Genomic DNA, 21,739 nt, shown 5'->3' with positions numbered 1-21,739 from the left:
TTACCTTATTTTAGAGGAGAATCTCCAGTTACAGTTATACCCATAGATCTAGCTGTTCCAGCAATCATGCTCATAGCTTTTTCAGGTGTGAATGCATTTAAATCAACCATCTTATCTTCGGCGATAGCTTTAATTTGATCCCAAGTTACGCTAGCAACTTTTTTTCTGTTAGGCTCGCCTGAACCAGATTTTAATTTAGCAGCATCCAATAATTGAATTGCAGCAGGTGGAGTTTTTACAACAAAATCGAAAGATTTGTCTTTATACACGGTAATTTGTACCGGTAACACTTTGCCAGGTTGATCTTGGGTTCTAGCATTAAACTGCTTACAGAATTCCATGATATTAACACCAGCAGCTCCCAGAGCAGGTCCAACCGGTGGCGATGGGTTCGCAGCACCTCCCTTAACTTGTAGTTTAACTACTTTACTAATCTCTTTAGCCATTGTTTAATAAAATTTGCAGCGGTCTGTGGAAGCAAACGTTTGCGGTTTATAATAGTGTAACAAATTATACTTTTTCAACTTGCATGAAGCTCAATTCCAATGGTGTTTTTCTTCCGAAAATTTTCACCATTACTTCCAGCTTACGCTTTTCTTCATTGATTTTGTCAATAGTTCCGTTGAAACCATTGAAAGGACCATCAATAACCTTAATTGTTTCTCCTATATTGAAAGGAATGTTTTGGGTATCTGTATTCACAGCCAACTCATCCACTTTTCCTAGCATCCTATTCACTTCTGATAACCTTAACGGCACAGGGTCTCCTCCTTTTACTTCACCCAAGAAACCAATTACACCAGTAATCGATTTAATAATATGTGGAATTTCTCCAACTAAATTAGCTTCAATCATGACATAACCAGGAAAGTACACCTTATCCTTAGCTATCTTTTTTCCGTCTCTAACCTGCACCACTTTCTCAGTTGGAACAAGTACTTGAGAGATATAGTCTGCCATGCCTAATCTGTTAATTTCGGTTTCGATATAGGCTTTCACCTTATTCTCTTGACCGCTCACAGCCCTAACGACATACCATTTTTTTACATTAATATCAGCCATTTCAGAAAAATTAAGGTTTTAACCAATTAAAGAAACCGGCAATTACTTTTGCACAAGCTTCATCAACACCCCAAGTTACTAGAGCAAGAACAATTGAAAATACAGCCACTATAATAGTGTACTTTTGAACTTCAGCCCATTCCGGCCAAGTAACATTTGTTTTCAATTCTTCAAATGCTTCTGATATATAGTTAACAATTTTTGCCATTGTAAATTATTTTTTTGCACGGGCGGGAGGATTCGAACCACCATCAACGGTTTTGGAGACCGCTATTCTACCCTTGAACTACGCCCGTTTCATTAAAAACCAGTGTCGTTATAAAACGACACTGGTAATATATTTAATTAGATAATTAGTCTAAAATTTCAGTAACCTGACCGGCACCCACTGTTCTACCACCTTCACGGATAGCGAAACGTAAACCGATATTCAAAGCGATTGCACTTAACAAAGACACTTCAATAGTTAAGTTATCACCTGGCATTACCATCTCTACACCAGCTGGCAAAGAGATAACTCCTGTTACGTCAGTTGTACGTACGTAAAACTGTGGACGGTAGTTATTGTGGAATGGTGTGTGACGACCACCTTCTTCTTTTTTCAAGATATAAACCTCAGCTTTGAATTTAGCGTGTGGTTTTACAGATCCTGGCTTACAAATAACCATTCCTCTTTTGATATCTTCTTTAGCAACACCTCTTAACAAGATACCTGCGTTATCTCCAGCCTCACCTCTATCCAAGATTTGACGGAACATTTCGATACCAGTTACTGTAGAAGTTAATTTCTCAGCACCCATACCAATGATTTCTACTGGATCACCTGTATTACAAATACCAGTTTCGATACGACCTGTAGCAACAGTTCCACGTCCTGTAATTGTAAATACGTCTTCAACCGGCATCAAGAAAGGTTTGTTAACATCTCTTTCTGGCTCTTGAATCCAGTTATCAACAGCTTCCATCAATTCAATGATTTTTGGTACCCAAGCTGGATCATTATTCAACCCACCTAAAGCTGAACCTTGAACTACAGGACCATTGTCTCCATCATAATCGTAGAAAGACAATAAATCTCTGATTTCCATTTCAACCAATTCTAATAATTCCGCATCATCAACCATATCCACTTTGTTCATGAATACAACGATTCTTGGAATACCAACCTGACGTCCTAAAAGGATGTGCTCACGTGTTTGTGGCATTGGTCCGTCTGTTGCAGCAACTACTAAAATAGCACCGTCCATTTGAGCAGCACCAGTAACCATGTTCTTAACGTAATCCGCGTGACCTGGACAGTCAACGTGAGCGTAATGACGGTTAGCAGTTTCATACTCAACGTGTGAAGTATTAATTGTAATACCTCTTTCTTTTTCTTCTGGAGCGTTATCAATTTGATCAAATGATTTCGCTTGACAGTAACCTGCATCAGACAATACTTTTGTGATCGCTGCAGTTAAAGTTGTTTTTCCGTGGTCAACGTGCCCAATTGTTCCAATGTTTAAGTGGGGCTTGTTACGGTTAAAATTTTCTTTTGCCATTTTACTTAATTTTTAATCTTAGTTTATATATTAGTGTTCAAATTTTACAATTTTGAGCCAACTACGGGAATTGAACCCGTGACCTCTTCCTTACCAAGGAAGCACTCTACCCCTGAGCTAAGTCGGCTTTTGCCTAGTCCAGAAGTTAGACCTTAGAATTCAGAAAAAACCAAATTCACATTTCTAAATTCCAATCTTGTTGGATTAGCGCCTTTTAGACGATAATCCTGATAAGGTTTCTTAATTCAGGATTACAAGCAAACTTGTGATCCTGATAAGGCGTTGCCTTATCCAAAGTTTTTGAATTTCATTTTCTCAAAAGCGAGCTTTCAGAAAATGCCTTTCAAAAACTTTGTGGGGAGAGCAGGATTCGAACCTGCGAAGATGTAATCAGCGGATTTACAGTCCGCCCTCGTTGGCCGCTTGAGTATCTCCCCCACTTTTCTTACGTTTTATCCCTAAAATTGAGCCGGCGGAGGGACTCGAACCCACGACCTGCTGATTACAAATCAGCTGCTCTAGCCAACTGAGCTACGCTGGCATACACAATAAAAAAAGTCCGCTATTTCTAACGGACTGCAAATGTATGGATTTTATCTTTTAATCAAAACATTTTTAGAAAAAAATTTCTCTTATATATGTGTTCTGATTTTTTCCTTTCTTTTAACCAACAATCTTTCCAAAGATTCAGAAGATAACTCCACTGCTTCCTCAAATGTTTTACATTGTTTTTTTACCATAAAATCATCTCCCGGGACATGAATTTTTACCTCTACAACTTTATTTTCCTTCTCACTCGTATTGTCAACTTTCAAAAAAACATCTGACGAAACAACTTTATCGTAGAATTTTTCAAGTTTACTTAATCTTTCTTGGATGAAATCAACCAGCTTTCTGTCGACAGTGAAATTTACTGCATGAACATTTACCTTCATAATTAAAATTTTAATGATTAAACATTGTAGAATTATTGTTTGTTTCTCGGATGAGCACTACTATACACTTTTTTAAGTTCCGCTAAACTGCTGTGAGTGTAGACTTGGGTTGAGGCCAAACTAGAATGTCCTAATAATTCTTTAACCGAATTTATATCTGCTCCGTTATTAAGAAGGTGAGTCGCAAAAGTATGTCTTAATATGTGCGGACTTTTTTTTACCTTCTCAGAGACATTACTAAAGTAATAATTTATTAAACGATAAACAAACGAATCATTCAATTTAACGCCTTTTAACAGTAAGAAAAAATACTCGCCATCTACAATGCTTTGTAAACGTGACCTTTCTGTTAAATATAATTTTATTTGATTTTCTACCACCGGTAAAATCGGTATAATCCTTTCCTTATTTCTTTTCCCCAAAACCTTCAATGTACTGTTAGATAAATCAATGTTTTGTAATTTCAAATTAATAAGCTCCGTTCTGCGAATTCCAGTGGTGTAGAATAAATCGACTATCAATTTGTCTCGCATGCCATCAAAATCATCTGTATAGACTATTTGATTTAAAACCAAATCGAGTTCTTTCTCAGAAAAAGGAATTTGTAATTTTTTTGGCGCTTTCAAAGCTTTGTGCTTCAACAACGGACTCGTTTCAATTTGCTTGGTTTTTAGCAAAAACTTGTAAAACGATTTTAAAGAAGATATTTTTCGGTTAATCGAAGAATTCGAAATCCCATCATCCGAAAGCGAAACTATCCAAGCACGAATTTGATTGTAGTTTACCGTAATTAAATTATTATCATCAAATGCTTCGGATAAAAACGATTCAAAGAAGCCAATATCATTAATATAAGCGGTCACCGTATGCAAAGAATATTTTTTCTCTAACAGTAAGTAATCCTCAAACTTATTTTTAAAATTTTCCATAAAAAAAACCGCTGACATCAAAGTTAGTAAACTTTAATCATCAGCGGTTATATCTTATAAGGAAATTAACTATCCTTCTAGATTGTCTCTTAAATTTTGAATGTAAGCAGCTTTTTGAACTTGCGCTCTTCTAACTACAGATGGCTTAGTAAACGCCTGACGCGCTCTAAGTTGTCTTACAGTTCCGGTTTTATCGAATTTTCTCTTGTAGCGCTTTAATGCTCTATCAATGTTTTCTCCGTCTTTAATTGGTATAATCAACATAATTTAGACACCTCCTCTCATTTAGTGGGTGCAAAAGTAATATAATTTTTTAATTACAAATTACGAATTACGAATTATTTTTTTTGGGCGTGCCGGTGGCCACAACAATTTCCCTAAACAATAACATCCGCCAGAGCCACCGTCGGGCTATGCGCTACAATCTTTTACTTTGTAAAAGGATTTCCACTCCTATCCCTCACGCAGAAGAAGGAATAAGTTAAAAGAGAAAGGGACAAGCACTCTTAACTACTTATCCCTTTTCCCTTATCTCTTTAACAGTATTACTTCACCGCCGGCTGATAACTCTGTTTGTCAATAATCATTTTAGATAAAATCTCTCTAAGAATTTCTGAAGTTCCACCACCAATTGGTCCTAAACGACTATCTCTTAACAAGCGCGCCAATGGATATTCTTCCATATAGCCGTAACCGCCTAACATTTGCAAGCAACTGTAAATGGCTTCATCAGCGACTTTCGTCGATTTTAATTTGGCCATAGTTGCTTCTTTTACTACATACTCACCATTATTCAATCGTGCTGTGGCTGCATAATTAAACAACTTACAATGTTCCACTTCGGTAACGTGATCTACCATCGTATGGCGTAGGGCTTGAAACTTGTTTATCGTTTTACCAAAGGCTTCTCTTTGCGACATATAGTCAATGGTATATTCAATTGCATACTCGGCTCTTGCATGCGCGTTTATTGCCATAATTAATCTTTCCAAAGCAAAATGTTGCATGATATAAGGAAATCCTTTCCCTTCTTCACCCATTAAATTTTCTGCCGGAATTTCAACATTGTCAAAAGATATCTCGGCAGTATCTGAAGCTCTCCAACCTAATTTATCCAACTTGGTAGAAGAAATTCCTTTTAAATTGGTATCCATCAGAAACATACTGATACCTTTATTGCCTAACTCCGGACTTGTTTTTGCCGCCACTACATAATAATCCGCATAAACGCCGTTAGTTATAAAGGTTTTAGAGCCATTGATAATATATTTATCTCCTTTTTTGACAGCCGTTGTTCGCATTCCTGCAACATCGCTTCCTCCAAAAGGTTCGGTCAAACATAAAGCGCCAATTTTATCACCTGAAATACTTGGTGTCAAATAATCTTGTTTTATTCTTTCATCGCCTTCGGCATTTAAATGCGTCATGGCTAAATAAGCATGCGCCCACATGGCCGCGGCAAAACCGGAAGATTTTATTTTTTGGAGTTCTTCTAAAAATATTACTGTGTAAAACAAATCCAAATTCAAACCGCCATAAGCTTCAGGATAATTTAGCCCGAAAAAGCCCATATCGCCAAACTTTTTCCAGATAAAGCGTTCAATCGTACCTGTTTTTTCCCATTTTTCAATATGTGGTACTACTTCCTTTTGCAAAAAATCTTGCAAACTCTTCCTAAACAATTCGTGTTCTTCTGTAAAATATGTTGAATTCATATAAATAAGGCTACTTTTTTAAGCTATTTTTTTAGAATTCCAAATATAAGGCAATTATTTTTATCTTATCAACGGGAAAACCTTTAATTTTTGTTAAATCCTCAATTTTGATATCGCCATTCATACTTCTATAAATTACAATTTCTTTAGCCAAAGTATATCTGAAAAAAGGAAATTGGGATAACTCTTTGACAGAAGCATTGTTAATATTAATCTTTTTAATAGTTGAAGTCGATTTTACAACAAAATGCTTATTCAAACGCTCAATGACTTCCGGCGACAATCCCCAAACATCATTCATTTGTTCCATCGATACAAATCCGCCAAACTTGCTTTTCTGTTCCAAAATCCTGTCCGAAATTTTATCGCCAATACCGTAGATTTTCATCAAATCTTCTTTCGTCGCCTCATTAATATCGAGAATAATGATTTTCTCGGTTTTTGGGATTTCATTTTTGGCATATTTCGAACGGTATTCCTTTTTGTTCTTCACCCAATCCGGAAATTTAAAATATGGCGACATGGTTTTTAACAAGGAATCTGAAACTTTAGTTACCGCTTGAAATTCTTCAGCTGAATTGACAAACTTATTCTGTTTTCGATAAGCTAACAGTCTGTCTATTTCTGCTACAGACATGCCAAGTTTATAGCCTTTGAAATCGGTAATAAAATTGGGATTGAATGGATAAATTTTGGGTTTGTAATTTTTGTCGAGTAGTTTGAGACTGTCAATCACGCTTTGATTGGCCAGCCAATTGGCTTTGTCTTTACCGGAATCATCAAAAGTTTTAAAGTCGCAAAAAAAATAAAATCCTTGACAAATTATAATAATCGTAAAAAGCAGTACAATTCCAATTCGTTGACTTTTCGAATAACTTAAAATCGATTGCAAGATGGAATTATCATTTGTCATAAATCAAATACTGAAGTTCGTTTGCCTCTAATTAAATCTTTCAACTTAATCCAAAATGCCAAAGTGAGATAAACACCAAACCACAATCCGGCAGTGACAAAAGTGATGTAAATAAAAAACAAACGCACATTTGAAGCCCGCATTCCAAGCCTGTCAGCCAAGCGAGACGAAACGTGAAAACCGTGTTTTTCGAAGAAGTATTTTAGTTGTATTACCGGTGACATTTGTTAATTTTTTAAAAGTTGGCTTCCAATGGCGCATTGTAAACATTTACTTTGGTCACAATAGTTTTTTTTCAGTTGTAAAAGCGACTGTGTTTCAAAGGCATTCTTTGACTTGATGCCAAAATTAGAAAACTTTTCAATGATAATATTCTTTTCGGGCGCCATAGTTTCCATCAACTGCAAAAGTTGCTCTGATATTTCTTTACCTTGACTTTTAGCATAAGCAAATTGCAAAGGAACAATGGTGTTAATCACCAACAAATCAATAAAAGATTTGGAGAATTGTTTTTTCTTTTTTGGACTTTCTTTATCAAACTGATAATGACTTTCCCAATAAGAAGAAACGCCAACCTCAAACAGTTTATAAAAATCGAGTCGTAAATGTGTGGCTATAATTTTTGAAAATAAGTTTTGTTGTTTGTGGTACAACATCGCCAATTGCGCCAAACGGATCGTCGGAAAATTATCCGGGCGATGTTTAAAAAACTGTACCGGTTCAATGACTATTTTTTTTAGTTGATATTTCTGCGTGATATATGTTGATCGATTTTGTAAATCTTTACCATAAAAATCTTCCACATCCATTGGCAACAAGTCTACTTTGCCTAACAGTAGCGCTTCCAAATTCTCGACTTCAAAACATTCTTTTCTGATGACAGAAAACGGAATAGACTTGGCCATCTTTAAAAAGATTTCTCCATTGGTATTCAGTCCAAAATTTTTGGCCAACATATAAAATAAAACCGCTTCCCAATCGTTATCGGTTTCCTCCAAAAGTTCCAGAATCGGAGTGGCTTTTCTTTCCAGCCGTTCAAAGAACAATCGCTCTTGCCAATTTTGAAAGACAAACTCCTCAATTTGATCAATTTGATTTTCACAATAAATCCACGATTTTGGCATTGCCAATGATAGATATTGACCCAAAATCTCTTTAACGACATATTTTTTTAGTGCCAAAGTCGGAATTTCTGAATTGTCTTTTCTGAAAATAGGCGCATCATGTTCCCAAACCACATGAAGGATTACATTATCATAATGCGAATCATTTTCATGGTGATGTAAATACCAATCAGATGACTTTAAATGAATTTCGACGTTACCTGCCCATTTTTGTTGACCAATAATTATTTGAGCATTAAAAAAATCGGGACCGGATTGCTTCAAATATTGCCCTGCGTTGACAATCGTTAGTGCTTCTCCTGAAACCGTAGTTAGGTTGGAAAAATCAAACTTCTTATATTGCCATACATAATGAAGAAAATCTTCTTTCACAATTCTAAATTTTTAAACTAAAGTAAGAAATTTACTTTTACAAACAACCATTTTGTAATGAAAAAATTACTTTTTATTTTCATGCTGTTTATTTCAGGAAACACATTTTCCCAAAATTTTAAGATTACTTATTTGAAAAGTTCTAACGGAAAGTTGTTAGAAAATCAGGAGGCAGTTTTGGTTTTTGCTAACACCAATCAAACATTGCTTAGCACAGAAACTATTAGAAATCAAAAAGCCCGATTTCCATTTGAAGAAACAACTGTTGACCGAAAAACCAATTCTTTTTATCAAACAGCTACTTTAAATATATCTGAAGTTATTGCAACTAAAGATAGTGTTTCATTGTCTAAACAAACTTTTGACTATTTAAATGACACCAAGAAAATTTTGGGTTACCACTGTAAAAAAGCAAAAGCTATTGTCAATTCGAATACTATTGAGTTTTGGTATACAACAGATTTAAAAGTAAAAGGTTCACCAACGGTTTTAGGACAAAATTTAGGTTTGGTTTTAGAAATGGTTCGCAACGGTAACTTTGTGATTGCCGCTACTAAAGTGGAAAAAATAAAATCCTTTCCGACCGTTCAATCGCCTAAAAAAATAGTTGACGGATTGACTTACAAAGATTTGCTTTGGAAAAGCCGATTTACTACGATTCCAGTTTTCAAAGACCAAATCATCAATTTTTCGGATGAATATAAATCGAATGACAGTATATTGCGTTTTGCCAATGGAACGATAGCGGTACGAAAAATCAAATTTCCTGAGATAAAAGTCGGTAGTCAGATTTTTGTCGATGTTACAGAGCAATCTAATGGTGATGCTTATGACCGAACCGGTTCTTTTTTTATGATTCCAACTGACAAAGAAATATCGTTTTTGAACGGTTTGCAAGATGGCGCTAAAACTTTACCTATTTATACTAATGGCAACGGCAAAGAATACCAAGGTGTAATTGCCTCTGACAATTATAATCCTGTAGTGGAATTAATGCGATTCTTTACGCCTTTTGGTGTTAAGCAATACAACACGCTTCAACTGAAAGACAAGATTTGGGCTGAAAATGTTTTATACCGTCAAGATGTTTCAGATTTGAGAAGTTTATTGAGTGACAAAGAAGTTTGGCTTGGCATTAACATTGGCAACTATGACAAAGGCGGTCATAAAGTTTCGGCAAATATTACTATCCATACGGAAGAAGAAACTAAAGTAAAGCCAACACAAATAATTCCTTTGTTTTGCACCAATAACATCATGGAAATGGCCGGACAAGAATATGGTACAATGTTCAACAACGACAAAGGTTTGGAAGTCACTTTTAAATTAAACCAACCGATGAAGAATTGTAAACTGCGTTATATCACTACAGGCCATGGTGGTTGGGAAAATGGCGATGAATTTGTGCCTAAGAAAAATTCCATTTATTTAGACGGAAAAGAAACATTCAGTTTCACCCCTTGGCGACAAGATTGTGGTTCTTATCGATTGTCGAATCCTGCTTCTGGAAATTTTTCTAATGGATTATCTTCTTCTGATTACAGTCGGTCAAATTGGTGTCCGGGAACAGTCACGAATCCTATCTTTATTGACTTAGGTGATTTAGAAGCCGGAACACATACAATACAAATCAAAATTCCTCAAGGTTTACCGGAAGGCGGTAGTTTTAGTTCTTGGAATGTTTCGGGAGTTTTGATTGGGGAATAACAACTCTAATCTGTAAAAATGTTAATTTATTAATTTTAACCATTATGATTTAAGTTTTTTGTGAAGTTATTTTTATTAAAAAAAGACAAATAGTAAATTTTTACTAAAAATTTATAAGAAAAAAAGCATCTTATGTATCAATAAAATTAAAAAAAACAATATCTTTGAATCAATCAACTTTAAATCAATTAACTATGAAAAAAATTTACTTTTTAGCATTTATTTTGTCTGGCTTTTTTTCGTACGGCCAATTAAGCGAAAACTTTGATGCAGACGCAGCATTGCCAGCAGGCTGGACAACCTTTATTGGAGCAAATGGTATAGGATCAGCTCAAAACTGGACTACTGCAACCGCTCGTAGTTTTTCTCCAACGAGATCTGCATTTGTTAGATATGAAGATGTGAATGGTGGCTTAGCAGAAGACTGGCTAATCACTCCTTTGGTTGATTTAACAAATTATACCGAGAGCACGTTGACTTTTTATGGTGGTCAGCAATACACTCCTGAATACGGAACAGAGTATACTATCAGGGTTTCTACCACTTTACCTACAGGACATTCTAATTTTGAGATTGTTGAAAGTTATTTTGAAAGCGACTTCTCAACTATTGCTACTCCTGCATTACAACCAGGCGATTTGAAAACTGTGGATTTGTCAATTTATGACGGTCAACAAATTTACATTGCTTTTGTAATGACACAAGATGACGGCGACAATTGGTTTATTGATAATGTTAATGTAACAGGCACTTTGTCTACGCCAAGTTTTGATAATGCCATTATATCATTTTATCCAAATCCGACCAACAACATCCTGAATGTTAACAGTACGGCATCTATTGCAACTATTGAAATCTACGGGATTTTAGGAAATTTGGTTAAAACCGTTGCTAATTCTAATCAAATTGATTTGACTGAATTAGCCAACGGATCATATGTTGCCAAAGTTACCTCTACTGATGGAAGAGTAAAAACTGAAAAAGTTATAAAAATTTAGCGAAAATCTATTTCAATTAAAAAAGTCTCGTTTTTCAACGAGACTTTTTTTTATTTTATAGAACTGATAATATCGTGTTTCGTGATAATATGGTGTTTTCCGTTACCCAAATCGACTAAGACTGCTTGATTGTCTTTATTGATTAATTTAGAAATCTCTTCTATTGGCGCATTGGCATTTACAATTGGATAAGGCTTACCCATAATATCTTTGATTGGCTTTTCAGCTATATTTTTGTCTTCAACATAGCTTCTGAACAAATCGGTTTCATCTATGCTTCCTACGAATCCTGTGGTATCAATTACCGGAATTTGTGAGATGTTGTATTTTTTCAAACGTTCGATAGCGTGTGATACTAATTCTTCGGTACGCACAATTACCAACGGTTTGTCTTTGTGGTCTTTGATAACATCTTCAGCTTTGGTGATTTCTTCGTCTAAGAAACCTCTTTCTCGCATCCAATCGTCATTGAACATTTTCCCTACGTAACGGCTTCCACTGTCGTGGAATAACACTACGACTACATCGTCTTTGGTGAAATGTTCTTTTAATTGGTGCAACCCTTTGACACAAGAACCAGCTGAATTACCTACAAAAATTCCTTCTTCCAAAGCAATTTTTCTGGTGTAAACTGCGGCGTCTTTATCGGTTACTTTGGTAAAACCATCGATGATAGAAAAATCAACGTTCTTTGGCAAAATATCTTCACCGATGCCTTCAGTAATGTAAGAGTAGATTTCGTTCTCATCAAAGATTCCGGTTTCATGGTATTTTTTAAAGACCGAACCATAAGTATCGATTCCCCAAATTTTGATATTTGGATTTTTCTCTTTTAGGTATTTTCCGATGCCCGAAATGGTCCCGCCAGTTCCTACTCCTACTACGAAATGTGTGATTTTCCCATCGGTCTGTTCCCAGATTTCCGGTCCGGTTTGCTCATAATGAGCCAATGCATTGCTTGGATTGTCGTATTGGTTGACGTACCATGAATTTGGGATTTCTGTTCCTAATCTTTTGGAAACTGAATAATAGGAACGCGGATCAGTTGGTTCTACATCGGTTGGACACACAATTACCTTTGCGCCAACGGCACGAAGAATGTCCATTTTTTCTTTGGATTGTTTGTCGGTGATGACAAAAATACATTTATACCCTTTTACGATGGCTGCTAAGGCTAAACCCATTCCGGTATTGCCAGAAGTTCCTTCTATGATGGTTCCGCCCGGTTTTAATCTTCCGTCGGCTTCGGCGTCTTCGACCATTTTGAGCGCCATTCTGTCTTTGGTAGAATTGCCCGGATTGAAGGTTTCTACTTTGGCCAAAACCAAAGCGTCGATGCCTTCTACGACTTTATTCAACTTGACTAAAGGCGTATTGCCGATAGTTCCTAATATGTTTTCTGCGTAGTTCATTATGAAGTTTGCTTTATGTTTTTTTTGAGTTTGTAAAGGTATCGAATATAATATTGTTTACAAAAATTGAAATGGCTTATCCTTTAACCCTGATAGTAGCGGCTACCTTGTAGCGCGGATAGCAGGAATTGCCTTTACTGATAAAGCCCGAGCCTTTCGTTCCTATTGGAAGAAATTCCATACCAATCCGAAGCGAATCATAAAATCTCGGTACGGATAATTGGGCGCGTTATAGAAATCATTGCCCGTCATTCTGGAGTTTAAATGCTCAAGCTTGAAGAAAATTCGGGTTTGGCGTACTCTGGCGTTGATGAAAAAATCGACCATTGGAAACTCGCCAATCTCTCTTTGGTTTTGCACAAAAGCTTCGGCGGTAACGGGATTGTAATCGTTGGCGTAGTATTTTGTGAAATAATTAAAGGTAAAGCCAGTTTGCAGATACAAGGCTTTTTTGAAGAAATAATCGGTAAAATAGAGCGAGTTTCGGGTTACGATTTGTGGTACGTTGAGAACATCGTCTTCTTGATCAACTTGTTGGTATAAAATGGTGTTGTCTAACGCTAATTTCCACCATTTGAATTCGCGGCTGACTTTTACAGATAAATAATTGATGGTTTTGTTGTATTGTTTTGGACTTACTAGTTGTTGCTGCGGATCGGTGGCATCATTGCCAAAATAGAGATAATCGTTAAGTGAACTTACTTGTAAAGAAGCGTCGAACCATTGGGTTTTGGCGGTTGCTTGGAGGTTATTGATTTTTTCGTTTTTGAAATTGTTGTACCAATTGTAGTGAATAAAACTGCTTTGGTACAAATTGTATGTATGATCCGGAATTTTGTTCAGCATTTGGTATTGGAACAAAAACTCGTTTTTATCGTTGAGTTTGTAGGTCAGTTTGGCGTCAAAATTAGACAGCGATTGATTTGAGATAGAATTGGAATAAGTAAATGTTCCGTTCCATTTGTTTTTTCGGTATTCATATTGTCCGCCTACGGTGCTAATTTCGTCATTGATTGAACTTGGTACAACACCTGAATCCAATATTAAAATCCTGTTGTAGTAATAATTGTATCGGAAGTCTTCGGCAAAGAATTGGAATTTACCGAGTAGTGAGTTTTCATAAACAGCTCCGACTTTATTGTGCATTCGGTTGTAACGGGTTTGGTCATTAATCCCCGATGACACGAATGCATTACCGAAGCGATAAATTTGGTCATCTCCTACTGTTGAAAGCACAGTTTGCTGATTGTATTCGAAGAATTTATTTTCGTAGTTGAATTGGTGCGTTAGATAAAGATTGTTGTCTCCGGCTTTTGGATTGATTCTGAAATTATGATCGAGGAAGAATCGTTTGCCTTTCATGAATGTTTTAGCATCTCTTAAATAAACTTCCAATCGGGCTCTGTTTTGAAAAGCAGCATCTTCTCCTTCAAAATCTTCTAAAGTTGTAATACCGCCATTTTCACCATTGAGAAAATCTTGTCCTGTAAAATGGAAGTTTAGGTAATATCTTTTGTTTAAAGTATTATAGCTTGAGGTGAATCGGAAGTTTCCGGTACTGGATAATTGATTGATGTATTTCCCAAGAGAACGCAAACCTCTGAACGCCACAGACAGGTTAAATCGTTCAGAAGTATTGACAGTTATAAAGGCATCAATGGATTGTCCTTGTTGCATTACCGTTTTGAAATACAGCTCGGTTAAAGGCGTTGCGACAGAATAGTATTTTATGTCGTCAGGCTTCATGTAATTGAAATGTTTTCCGGAGAAACCTATTTCGGGAAAGGAAGAAAACTCTTTATAGCTATAATCTAAAACGGTGTAAGTTTGTCCTTCATTGGCAAAAGGCAGTAATCCGAAAATATCTTTACGCAAATAGTTGTATTCGTATTCTTTTTTGATGGTTAACGAAGTATCCACATAGGTAGTATCTCTTTGTAAACTGATAATTCTATATTGGTCAAAAGTGGCTTTTGGAGTATTGCTTTGTGTACCTTCATTCGTATTGCTGTCTTTGGGCGTTCCAGTTGTTCTCGTTTGAGAAAACATTGAAACAAAAGTCAATAAAAAGACCGCTATGATTAAATTTTTCATTTGAATAAATTTCAAGGCAAAAATACACAAAACTATTTGTAATAAAATCATAAAAAAACCATCCCTTTTTACGGAGATGGTTTTACAATGTTTATGTTGAAAAAATTATTCTTTGACAAACTTCTTGGTTACAGAATTTTTATCAGATTGGAATGTGATAAAATAAACTCCTGAAGCTAAATTAGACACATCAATAGCTGAATTAGAAGCTGAGTTTGCGTTTCTGAAAACTTCTTTTCCTGAAATATCATTAATATTAATTGACGAGATTTCAATATTGTTTTTTATGTTATAGTTTAAAACATTATTTGCAGGATTTGGGTAAACAAAGATACTATCATCTAAATTGTAATCTCTGGTATTCAAATTTAATCCTTCTACACCATTGGCTATAAGGGAGTAATTTTGTAACCCGCCTAACAACGAGCCTTTGTGCGAAACTTGAATGGTATAAACTCCGGGTTCAGCATTAAAAATTTCTACTTTTTCGATGTTGTCAACATTGTTATCAGAATCATTTGTTGCTCCGGCTGCAGGATCTGTTGGGTCAAGTTTCCAAGGATAATAAACTACACCATCTTTTAAGATTTTCAAATCCAAATTATTTCTCAATCTTGGAGTTCTATTATCAATATCTCCTGAGGCATTTGCCGACCCTGTTGGATCTGTCCAACAGATGGTAGCTTTAATATCTTGTGTTGAATTGATAGAAATTTGTTTAGTAAATACTTGTGTATTCAAGAGTGTATTCTCTTCTAGTAACGTTGAAACATCTTTATTTGAAATAATTTCAGCAGCTAATTCAGCATTGCCTAATCCCCAACCATATTCATAATCCGGACCAGGATTCATGCCGGCTTCTCTTGCAGAATGACATACCAAACCTCTAACAGAAGCAGCTCTCATAAACTCTCCATTCAAATTATTATAATGCTGCTGCAATAATAAGATCATTCCGGTAATTGCAGGTGTTGCCATAGATGTTCCTTGATAAGAACTGTAAGAGTTGTTTGCAGGACCTGTACAAGAACTAACTGCTACACCTTTTGCAGCAATATCCGGTTTAATTCTACCATCATCTGTAGGACCGAAATTACTAAAACTAGACATGATAACACTTGATTCATCAAGATAATTAGGCACTCCATTTACAGCGGCTACAACGATACTGTTTTTAGAAACACTAGCACCGGTCAACATATCATAGCCTCCTTTTAAATTAACCTGAGGAGTTGTTGTAGAGTTTCGATCATTCCCTGCTGCAATGACCATTTGATAATAAGGGAAAGCATTAGATGCATCGTCAATCTCTATGGATGATATGTCGTAAGAACCGAACCTCCAGTTTGGGAAATTAGTTATAATATAGCCATAAGAATGATTAGAGACAATATTACCATTCTCAGCAAATGTTAACATTTCAGGATAATCGCCTGCGAAACTATAAGTTAGTGCAATACCATCATATGCAATACCTCTTCTTGTTGGGCTAACGCCTGTAGCAATAATTGTTCCTGCTACATGCGTTGCATGGTCACTTAATGTAGGGTTTTCGTCTCCAAAAATTATTTTTCCACCTGTTAATTCTTGATGATTGTCTCTAACTCTTCCACCATCCCAAATACCACAAACCATTCCTGTTCCGGTTAAATTCAACCCTAGACTCCCGCCAGGATACAACTTTTCAGCAGATAAGGTAATTGCAGAACCCTGATTATAAACAGAATAAAACAAAGGAAAACCATTATCAAACTTTTGCAAAAGATTATTTTCACTTTCTAGATAGGGATAGTCTTTTTTATATTTTTCAATTAATGACTGTTGTGATTTGTAGTAGGTAGCCGTTTTGCTTTTCAAGAGCGCTATTTTCTCCTGGTCATATTTGGCCATAATTTTATGTCTGTCTGAAACAGTTTGAGAAAAACCAGAAAAAGAAATTAGTAATAATAAAAAATATTTCATTTAGAGAAGAAGTTTAATTAAGTAACAAATATAAAAATATAATTTAAAAAAAAAGCTACCCACATGGGGTAGCTTTTATAAATTACTGAATTTTGAAATTAATATCCAGGATTTTGTGTGGCTAAAATAGCACCATTTGCGTTTGATTCTACAGTAGGTATAGGCAGTGCAAATCTATAATCTGATACTGGTAAAGAACAAGCTCCGTTTACAGCACAGTCTTGTGGATCTCTAAGAATTCCTTCGTTTGCTACGGCACCTAAGCGTTTTAAGTCAATAAAACGATATCCTTCAGCAATGAATTCAAGCCTTCTTTCTTTTAACACATCTTTGTATCCTTCGGTCGCATTTGCATAAACCGGCAATGGCTGAACTCTGTTTGTACGAGCATCCCTAACTGCTTTTACAGCAGCTGCAGCACCAGCCAAATCACCAGTAGCTACCAAAGCCTCAGCTTTGATTAAATACATTTCAGACAATCTACAAATTTTAATATCATTAACCATTAACCCATTTGTCGTAGTCCCAGGATATTTTCTGAAAGCCAATTTATCAGTGTTTCTGAAATCTGAACTAGTTACATAGTTGTAATCTATAATTGATGTTGGGTGAATATTTGTAGAATAACGAATATCACCATAATTAGCTTTAACAGGAACTGCAAGACCTGTACCGTTAGCTCCTGTAAAATTAGCTGCAACAGGTGTAGCAACTGTTGGATCTACAGTAAGTGTAATCACATCGCCAACAACAGTTCTAACATAATAAACTTTTCCTCCTAATAATGAATTTGCTGGAGATGTAGTCGTTCCATTAGCCGATGTAGCATTAATTGGTCTGCTTTCAGTTGCTACAAACATGTCACCCACTTGCAAAGTATGCCCAGGAATTGTAACAGAAGTTCCAGCTATAGCAGTAATTTGATAATCAGTAGCTGATGTTAAATTAGTTGTATTAAGAATATTAAACAATGATCTACCCATTTCAAAGAAAGGAGAACCATTTAAAGTCGTATTCACACTAGCCCAAATAGCACCAGTTCTAGTTTGCCCTGTTTGTTTTTTCAATTTGAAAATAACTTCAACATTTGCTGGATTTGAATCTGTGTGAAAAACAGATGCGTAATTAGCAAAAGATGCTAGCGAAAGACCTGAAGTATTAATCACTTGATCTGCAAAAGTAATAGCATTAGCATTATCACCTCTCATAAGGTTTACTCTAGCTTTCAAGGCAACAGTAAAGTTTTTGTTAGCAAAAATTGAATTAGGAGTGCTAGTAACTCCAGCATATAATGATTCAGCAGTAGCCAAATCGGCATCAATTAAATCATAAACTACACCATTTGTGGCTCTAACACCTAAAAAAGAAGTTGGTAACACATCGTTAGATAAGATTGGTCCCAAAGCATTTCTATCTTTAGGATTTGTAGAGAAATAAGAAATCAATTGCATGTGACAATAAGCTCTCAAAGTGTAAGCTTCAGCTAATAATCTGTTAACAACCATTTGATCGGCAGCATCTACCGGCTCAAAATTATCAGCGAATTTAATAACCCTGTTTACACGTGATAAACAAAAGTAATGAGTGGCCCATATGCCATTGGGAGAATCAGATGCAGCATTCAAAAGAAAAGCATAATTATCATCTAGACCTTGACCACCATTCGCATATCCTATACTTGCCTCATCAGTAAAAATAGAATTGAATTCAATTTCACTGGTAGGTGTCAAAAGTATGTAAGCAGCATTCATCAACTTGGCTAAATCCGCACTGGATTGAACGGCTACTTCTTCGGTAAGCGCTCCAGGCGTAAATGGATCCAGTAAACTATCATCACATGAAGTAACGAGTAAACCAGCACCCAAAATAAAAAAACTTAAATATTTTTTCATATCTTTTATTATTTATTTATTTATTAAAATTTAAGGTCTAAACCAAAGCTAAAAATTCTTGGCGTTGGATATTGAGCTTGATCAGCTCCTCTGTTACTTTCAGCATCGAAACCTTGCCATTTTGTCCATGTATATAAATTTTCACCCTGTACATAGAAACTTAATCCTGAGATAAAAGTTTTATCTAAGAATTTCTTAGGTACTCTGTAACCTACTTGAAGGTATCTAAGTCTAACATATGAAGCATCTCTTAAGAATCTGTCAGAATTGGCTGCAGCACCTAAGTTAGCAGCATTCAATGAAGGAACATTAGTAGCTGTATTAGTAGCTGTCCATGCATTTAATAGATCATCAGAAACAACAAATTGACCTAATGAAGTTGGATCGTATAAACCTTCTAAATCGTAATCAAAACGGTGTACGTCTTGAACAAAAGTAAAGTTTGTAGTAGCAAAGAAACCTTTGTAATCTAAGTCAAAACCGAAACCTCCTTGGTAAACTGGAATAGAAGATTTTCCTGTAGCTCTACTATCATCACCAACACTTGGTGTTTCAGTTAAAGTACCGTCAGCAGCTTCAAATAACAAGTTACCATTTTCAGGATTTACACCTGCGTAAGGATATAAATAGTATTCAAAAATTTGACCACCATTTTGTGTTATAGTAAGTCCATTAATTTCTCTACCACCATTTAATACAATTCCATCTATGCTATTATCATTTTTAGAAGCATTGGCTCTTACTGTGAATTTGAAGTTTTCATTTCTAACTACATCATAAGCTAAAGATATCTCAACTCCTTTGTTAGTAACCTCAATATCGCTATTTCTAGTTAAAGTTGTAGTACCTGACACTGGAGATACAGGAGAAGAATAAAACAAATCAGATGTAACTCTGTTGTAATAATCTACAGTACCTCTAGCTCTGTTTTTGAAAAATTCAAAATCAAGACCAACATTCCATTGTGTAGTGGTTTCCCATCTTAAGTCATTGGCACCGAAATTAATATTATAACTTGCTGCACCATTATATTGCCCTCCTACTGTTGCGTTGTTAGCATAAGTATCTCTTGTAGGTGGAGGTTGTAGACCTGTCCATTCTGTACCGGCAACAATTCTTTCATTCCCTGTTTCTCCATAAGAACCTCTTAGTTTTAAGACTTGGAACCCACTGTTTTCCATGAATTTTTCCTTATTGATGTTCCATCTACCAGCTACTGAAAAGAAGCTACCCCAAGCATAATCTGACAAGAATCTACTTGTACCATCGTATCTGTAAGTTCCAACTACACCAAATCTATCATTAAAATCATAATCTAAAACTCCAAAGTAAGAAATCAAAGAATATTTAACTTTTGAGATACCTCCCGTAGGACCATAGAAATCATGCGCTGCGATATCTGCCAAATAACCCGCACCTGTTCCAGGCACAAAAGTTAGAGGATCCAAACCTCTTTGTCTTTGATTATCATTCTCTGCTTGAGAACCATAATATTCGGCATTTCCAATAGCTGTTACAGTGTGCTTTTCTGCGAAAGTTTTCTTCCACTCTAATTGCCATAATTGGTTAAAACGGAATTCTCTTCTTTGGTTAACATCTTCAAATCCACCGTATTGAGCAGCAGGATTTAAGAACAAGAAAGCATTGAAAGAAATTGGGTGTTCAGACTGAGAAAATCTTGTCATAATATTTTCAAAAGACGTTCTAGATCTCGCAGTTACATTTTTGAATATATTATAAGACAAATCAGTGCTAGCACTCATCCTAATCTCATCTGTATTGTTAGTGTATGTTTCTAATTTGTCAATTAAGAATAAAGGCGTGTATAATAACGTACCATCACTATTGTACAAATCAAAAACTTGTTGAGAACCGGTATACTCTGAAGGAGTAATGTATGGCGCACTCAAAGTAGCTCCTAACACATAGTTTCTGTTGATTCCACCCGTCCCTAAGCTGGTTGCTTCGTTACTTTTAGAAAAACCTAAAGATATATTAGTAGAATAAGAAAACTTATCATTATTAGTTTTTCCTGATAAATTGTTTCTAAGTGTAAAACGCTTTAAACCTGTAGTATACAATATCCCTTCTTGGTCTAAGTAACTAACGGAGGTGTAAGAGTTTAAATTCTTTCCTGAAGTTTCAATACTTAATTGGTGATCCGTTGATTTGGCTTGTCTGAAAAAATAACTTACCCAGTCAAAATTAGTATTGTAAGCAGCAATCTCAGCATCTGTCAAAGTATTACCTCTACCCACACCGTATCGTTTTTCCAGAGTCAATAATTCTCTTGAATCTGCAAATGAATATTTGGTTCTTTGTAATTCTGTATAACCTGAAGTTGACGAATATCTAAAACTTGTTTTAGAATCTCCTGTCCCACCTCGCTTAGTTTTAATAACAATAACACCATTAGCTCCTCTATTACCATAAATAGCGGTTGCAGCAGCATCTTTCAATACAGTTGCGGACTCAATATCTGTTGGGTTAATTGATCTAAAGTTAGATTGATTTGTCGGAACACCATCAATTACATACAACGGATCGGTATTACCATTAATTGTACCCGCACCACGAATAACTACAGAACTTCCAGAACCTGGCTGACCAGTACCTGAAGTAATATTTAAACCAGCCACTTGCCCTTGCAATGTTTGAATAAAGGAAGCATTTGGACGGTTTTCAATAGTTTTAGAATTAACCGTTTGTTGCGCTACAACTGTTGAAGCTTTGGTAGTATTTCTATACCCTTCTACTACAACTTCATCCAATTTTATACCGTCAGATAATGTAACGACATAATTATTGGCTGCACCTACAGTTACATTTGAATTATTGTAACCTATAAATGAAATTTCTAAAACCTCTCCGGCTTTAGCCTTGATGCTAAACTTACCGTCAAAATCTGCTTGAGCAGAACGATTGGTACCTTTAACAACAACATTTGCCCCAGGAAGTGGTCCAGTTTTGTCTGAAACGACTCCGGTTACAGTTTTCTCTTGTGCAAACGAAAACTGCATTGATAACGCTAGTAAAAGCGTAAAAATCCATTTGAACTTCGATCTCATATTAATTTTATTTGA

The 21,739-nt window shown here is 35.7% G+C and carries 18 protein-coding genes and 4 tRNA genes; 2 read left to right on the top strand and 20 right to left on the bottom strand.

Features of this window, described 5'->3' with window-relative positions; genetic code table 11:
• Positions 1–5: 5 nt before the first annotated feature.
• From rplK to ACK4R1_RS05535, 15 genes are all read right to left on the bottom strand, one after another.
• Positions 6–446, bottom strand: coding sequence for a 50S ribosomal protein L11 (rplK, locus tag ACK4R1_RS05605; RefSeq protein WP_121311673.1), 441 nt, complete (start codon positions 444–446; stop codon positions 6–8).
• 64 nt (positions 447–510) lie between these two features.
• A complete protein-coding gene (nusG, locus tag ACK4R1_RS05600; RefSeq protein WP_176305763.1) occupies positions 511–1,062 on the bottom strand; it encodes a transcription termination/antitermination protein NusG in 552 nt (183 codons plus the stop codon).
• A gap of 10 nt (positions 1,063–1,072) precedes the next feature.
• On the bottom strand, positions 1,073–1,270 hold the full coding sequence (secE, locus tag ACK4R1_RS05595; RefSeq protein ID WP_409684525.1) for a preprotein translocase subunit SecE: 198 nt from the start codon (positions 1,268–1,270) through the stop codon (positions 1,073–1,075).
• 17 nt (positions 1,271–1,287) lie between these two features.
• A tRNA-Trp gene (locus tag ACK4R1_RS05590) sits at positions 1,288–1,358 on the bottom strand.
• Between the two features lie 57 nt (positions 1,359–1,415).
• Positions 1,416–2,603 carry an elongation factor Tu gene (gene tuf, locus ACK4R1_RS05585; protein WP_121311676.1) on the bottom strand — a complete coding sequence of 396 codons (1,188 nt, stop codon included), beginning with the start codon at positions 2,601–2,603 and terminating at the stop codon, positions 1,416–1,418.
• Between the two features lie 55 nt (positions 2,604–2,658).
• A tRNA-Thr gene (locus ACK4R1_RS05580) sits at positions 2,659–2,730 on the bottom strand.
• A gap of 228 nt (positions 2,731–2,958) precedes the next feature.
• Positions 2,959–3,040: transfer RNA gene (locus ACK4R1_RS05575), tRNA-Tyr, on the bottom strand.
• Between the two features lie 30 nt (positions 3,041–3,070).
• Positions 3,071–3,144 (bottom strand) — tRNA-Thr (locus tag ACK4R1_RS05570).
• Positions 3,145–3,235: 91 nt separating this feature from the next.
• Positions 3,236–3,538, bottom strand: a complete 303-nt coding sequence (hpf, locus tag ACK4R1_RS05565) for a ribosome hibernation-promoting factor, HPF/YfiA family (RefSeq protein WP_409684523.1) — start codon at positions 3,536–3,538, stop codon at positions 3,236–3,238.
• A gap of 32 nt (positions 3,539–3,570) precedes the next feature.
• On the bottom strand, positions 3,571–4,467 hold the full coding sequence (locus tag ACK4R1_RS05560) for a tyrosine-type recombinase/integrase (RefSeq protein WP_409684521.1): 897 nt from the start codon (positions 4,465–4,467) through the stop codon (positions 3,571–3,573).
• A 69-nt stretch (positions 4,468–4,536) separates the two neighbouring features.
• On the bottom strand, positions 4,537–4,731 hold the full coding sequence (gene rpsU, locus ACK4R1_RS05555) for a 30S ribosomal protein S21 (protein WP_409684519.1): 195 nt from the start codon (positions 4,729–4,731) through the stop codon (positions 4,537–4,539).
• A 281-nt stretch (positions 4,732–5,012) separates the two neighbouring features.
• Positions 5,013–6,182, bottom strand: a complete 1,170-nt coding sequence (locus ACK4R1_RS05550; RefSeq protein WP_409684517.1) for an acyl-CoA dehydrogenase family protein — start codon at positions 6,180–6,182, stop codon at positions 5,013–5,015.
• Between the two features lie 31 nt (positions 6,183–6,213).
• Positions 6,214–7,095 carry a ComEA family DNA-binding protein gene (locus tag ACK4R1_RS05545; protein WP_409684515.1) on the bottom strand — a complete coding sequence of 294 codons (882 nt, stop codon included), beginning with the start codon at positions 7,093–7,095 and terminating at the stop codon, positions 6,214–6,216.
• A complete protein-coding gene (locus ACK4R1_RS05540; protein ID WP_409684513.1) occupies positions 7,092–7,319 on the bottom strand; it encodes a PspC domain-containing protein in 228 nt (75 codons plus the stop codon). Before ACK4R1_RS05540 ends, ACK4R1_RS05545 begins: the two co-directional genes overlap by 4 nt.
• A 3-nt stretch (positions 7,320–7,322) precedes the next feature.
• Positions 7,323–8,591, bottom strand: a complete 1,269-nt coding sequence (locus ACK4R1_RS05535; protein WP_409684512.1) for a DUF2851 family protein — start codon at positions 8,589–8,591, stop codon at positions 7,323–7,325.
• A gap of 57 nt (positions 8,592–8,648) precedes the next feature.
• Between ACK4R1_RS05535 and ACK4R1_RS05530 the strand changes: the two genes are divergently transcribed.
• Both ACK4R1_RS05530 and ACK4R1_RS05525 read left to right on the top strand, forming a co-directional pair.
• Entirely contained in the window at positions 8,649–10,298 is a 1,650-nt protein-coding gene (locus tag ACK4R1_RS05530; RefSeq protein ID WP_409684510.1) for a PNGase F N-terminal domain-containing protein, read from the top strand.
• Positions 10,299–10,492: 194 nt separating this feature from the next.
• Positions 10,493–11,296 carry a choice-of-anchor J domain-containing protein gene (locus ACK4R1_RS05525; RefSeq protein WP_409684508.1) on the top strand — a complete coding sequence of 268 codons (804 nt, stop codon included), beginning with the start codon at positions 10,493–10,495 and terminating at the stop codon, positions 11,294–11,296.
• A gap of 50 nt (positions 11,297–11,346) precedes the next feature.
• On the opposite strand, the gene ACK4R1_RS05520 is transcribed toward ACK4R1_RS05525, so the two are convergent.
• The 5 genes from ACK4R1_RS05520 to ACK4R1_RS05500 all read right to left on the bottom strand — a co-directional run bounded on the left by ACK4R1_RS05520 (position 11,347) and on the right by ACK4R1_RS05500 (position 21,724).
• Complete coding sequence (locus ACK4R1_RS05520; protein WP_409684506.1) at positions 11,347–12,708, bottom strand: pyridoxal-phosphate dependent enzyme; 1,362 nt, start codon at positions 12,706–12,708, stop codon at positions 11,347–11,349.
• A gap of 162 nt (positions 12,709–12,870) precedes the next feature.
• Positions 12,871–14,802: a putative porin gene (locus ACK4R1_RS05515; protein WP_409684504.1), complete on the bottom strand. Its 1,932-nt coding sequence runs from the start codon at positions 14,800–14,802 to the stop codon at positions 12,871–12,873.
• A 105-nt stretch (positions 14,803–14,907) separates the two neighbouring features.
• A complete protein-coding gene (locus ACK4R1_RS05510; RefSeq protein WP_409684502.1) occupies positions 14,908–16,764 on the bottom strand; it encodes a S8 family serine peptidase in 1,857 nt (618 codons plus the stop codon).
• A gap of 98 nt (positions 16,765–16,862) precedes the next feature.
• Positions 16,863–18,656 (bottom strand): RagB/SusD family nutrient uptake outer membrane protein, encoded by a 1,794-nt coding sequence (locus ACK4R1_RS05505; RefSeq protein ID WP_409684500.1) that lies wholly within the window; start codon positions 18,654–18,656, stop codon positions 16,863–16,865.
• A 23-nt stretch (positions 18,657–18,679) separates the two neighbouring features.
• Complete coding sequence (locus ACK4R1_RS05500; protein ID WP_409684498.1) at positions 18,680–21,724, bottom strand: SusC/RagA family TonB-linked outer membrane protein; 3,045 nt, start codon at positions 21,722–21,724, stop codon at positions 18,680–18,682.
• Positions 21,725–21,739 lie beyond the last annotated feature (15 nt).

It is taken from the genome of Flavobacterium sp. (assembly GCF_046293665.1).
In the GTDB taxonomy this organism is placed as follows: domain Bacteria; phylum Bacteroidota; class Bacteroidia; order Flavobacteriales; family Flavobacteriaceae; genus Flavobacterium.
Note: the sequence above shows the minus strand (reverse complement) of the source record. Positions and strands in the feature narration are given on the sequence as shown.

Excerpts from the sequence above, each read along its gene's own strand:
- ACK4R1_RS05510 (WP_409684502.1), bottom strand. The coding sequence starts at position 16,764 with ATGAAATATTTTTTATTATTACTAATTTCTTTTTCTGGTTTTTCTCAA.
- ACK4R1_RS05540 (WP_409684513.1), bottom strand. The coding sequence starts at position 7,319 with ATGTCACCGGTAATACAACTAAAATACTTCTTCGAAAAACACGGTTTT.
- ACK4R1_RS05525 (WP_409684508.1), top strand. The coding sequence starts at position 10,493 with ATGAAAAAAATTTACTTTTTAGCATTTATTTTGTCTGGCTTTTTTTCG.
- tuf (WP_121311676.1), bottom strand. The coding sequence starts at position 2,603 with ATGGCAAAAGAAAATTTTAACCGTAACAAGCCCCACTTAAACATTGGA.
- ACK4R1_RS05560 (WP_409684521.1), bottom strand. The coding sequence starts at position 4,467 with ATGGAAAATTTTAAAAATAAGTTTGAGGATTACTTACTGTTAGAGAAA.
- ACK4R1_RS05545 (WP_409684515.1), bottom strand. The coding sequence starts at position 7,095 with ATGACAAATGATAATTCCATCTTGCAATCGATTTTAAGTTATTCGAAA.
- ACK4R1_RS05530 (WP_409684510.1), top strand. The coding sequence starts at position 8,649 with ATGAAAAAATTACTTTTTATTTTCATGCTGTTTATTTCAGGAAACACA.
- ACK4R1_RS05505 (WP_409684500.1), bottom strand. The coding sequence starts at position 18,656 with ATGAAAAAATATTTAAGTTTTTTTATTTTGGGTGCTGGTTTACTCGTT.
- ACK4R1_RS05520 (WP_409684506.1), bottom strand. The coding sequence starts at position 12,708 with ATGAACTACGCAGAAAACATATTAGGAACTATCGGCAATACGCCTTTA.
- ACK4R1_RS05500 (WP_409684498.1), bottom strand. The coding sequence starts at position 21,724 with ATGAGATCGAAGTTCAAATGGATTTTTACGCTTTTACTAGCGTTATCA.
- hpf (WP_409684523.1), bottom strand. The coding sequence starts at position 3,538 with ATGAAGGTAAATGTTCATGCAGTAAATTTCACTGTCGACAGAAAGCTG.
- ACK4R1_RS05515 (WP_409684504.1), bottom strand. The coding sequence starts at position 14,802 with ATGAAAAATTTAATCATAGCGGTCTTTTTATTGACTTTTGTTTCAATG.
- ACK4R1_RS05550 (WP_409684517.1), bottom strand. The coding sequence starts at position 6,182 with ATGAATTCAACATATTTTACAGAAGAACACGAATTGTTTAGGAAGAGT.
- secE (WP_409684525.1), bottom strand. The coding sequence starts at position 1,270 with ATGGCAAAAATTGTTAACTATATATCAGAAGCATTTGAAGAATTGAAA.
- nusG (WP_176305763.1), bottom strand. The coding sequence starts at position 1,062 with ATGGCTGATATTAATGTAAAAAAATGGTATGTCGTTAGGGCTGTGAGC.
- rpsU (WP_409684519.1), bottom strand. The coding sequence starts at position 4,731 with ATGTTGATTATACCAATTAAAGACGGAGAAAACATTGATAGAGCATTA.
- rplK (WP_121311673.1), bottom strand. The coding sequence starts at position 446 with ATGGCTAAAGAGATTAGTAAAGTAGTTAAACTACAAGTTAAGGGAGGT.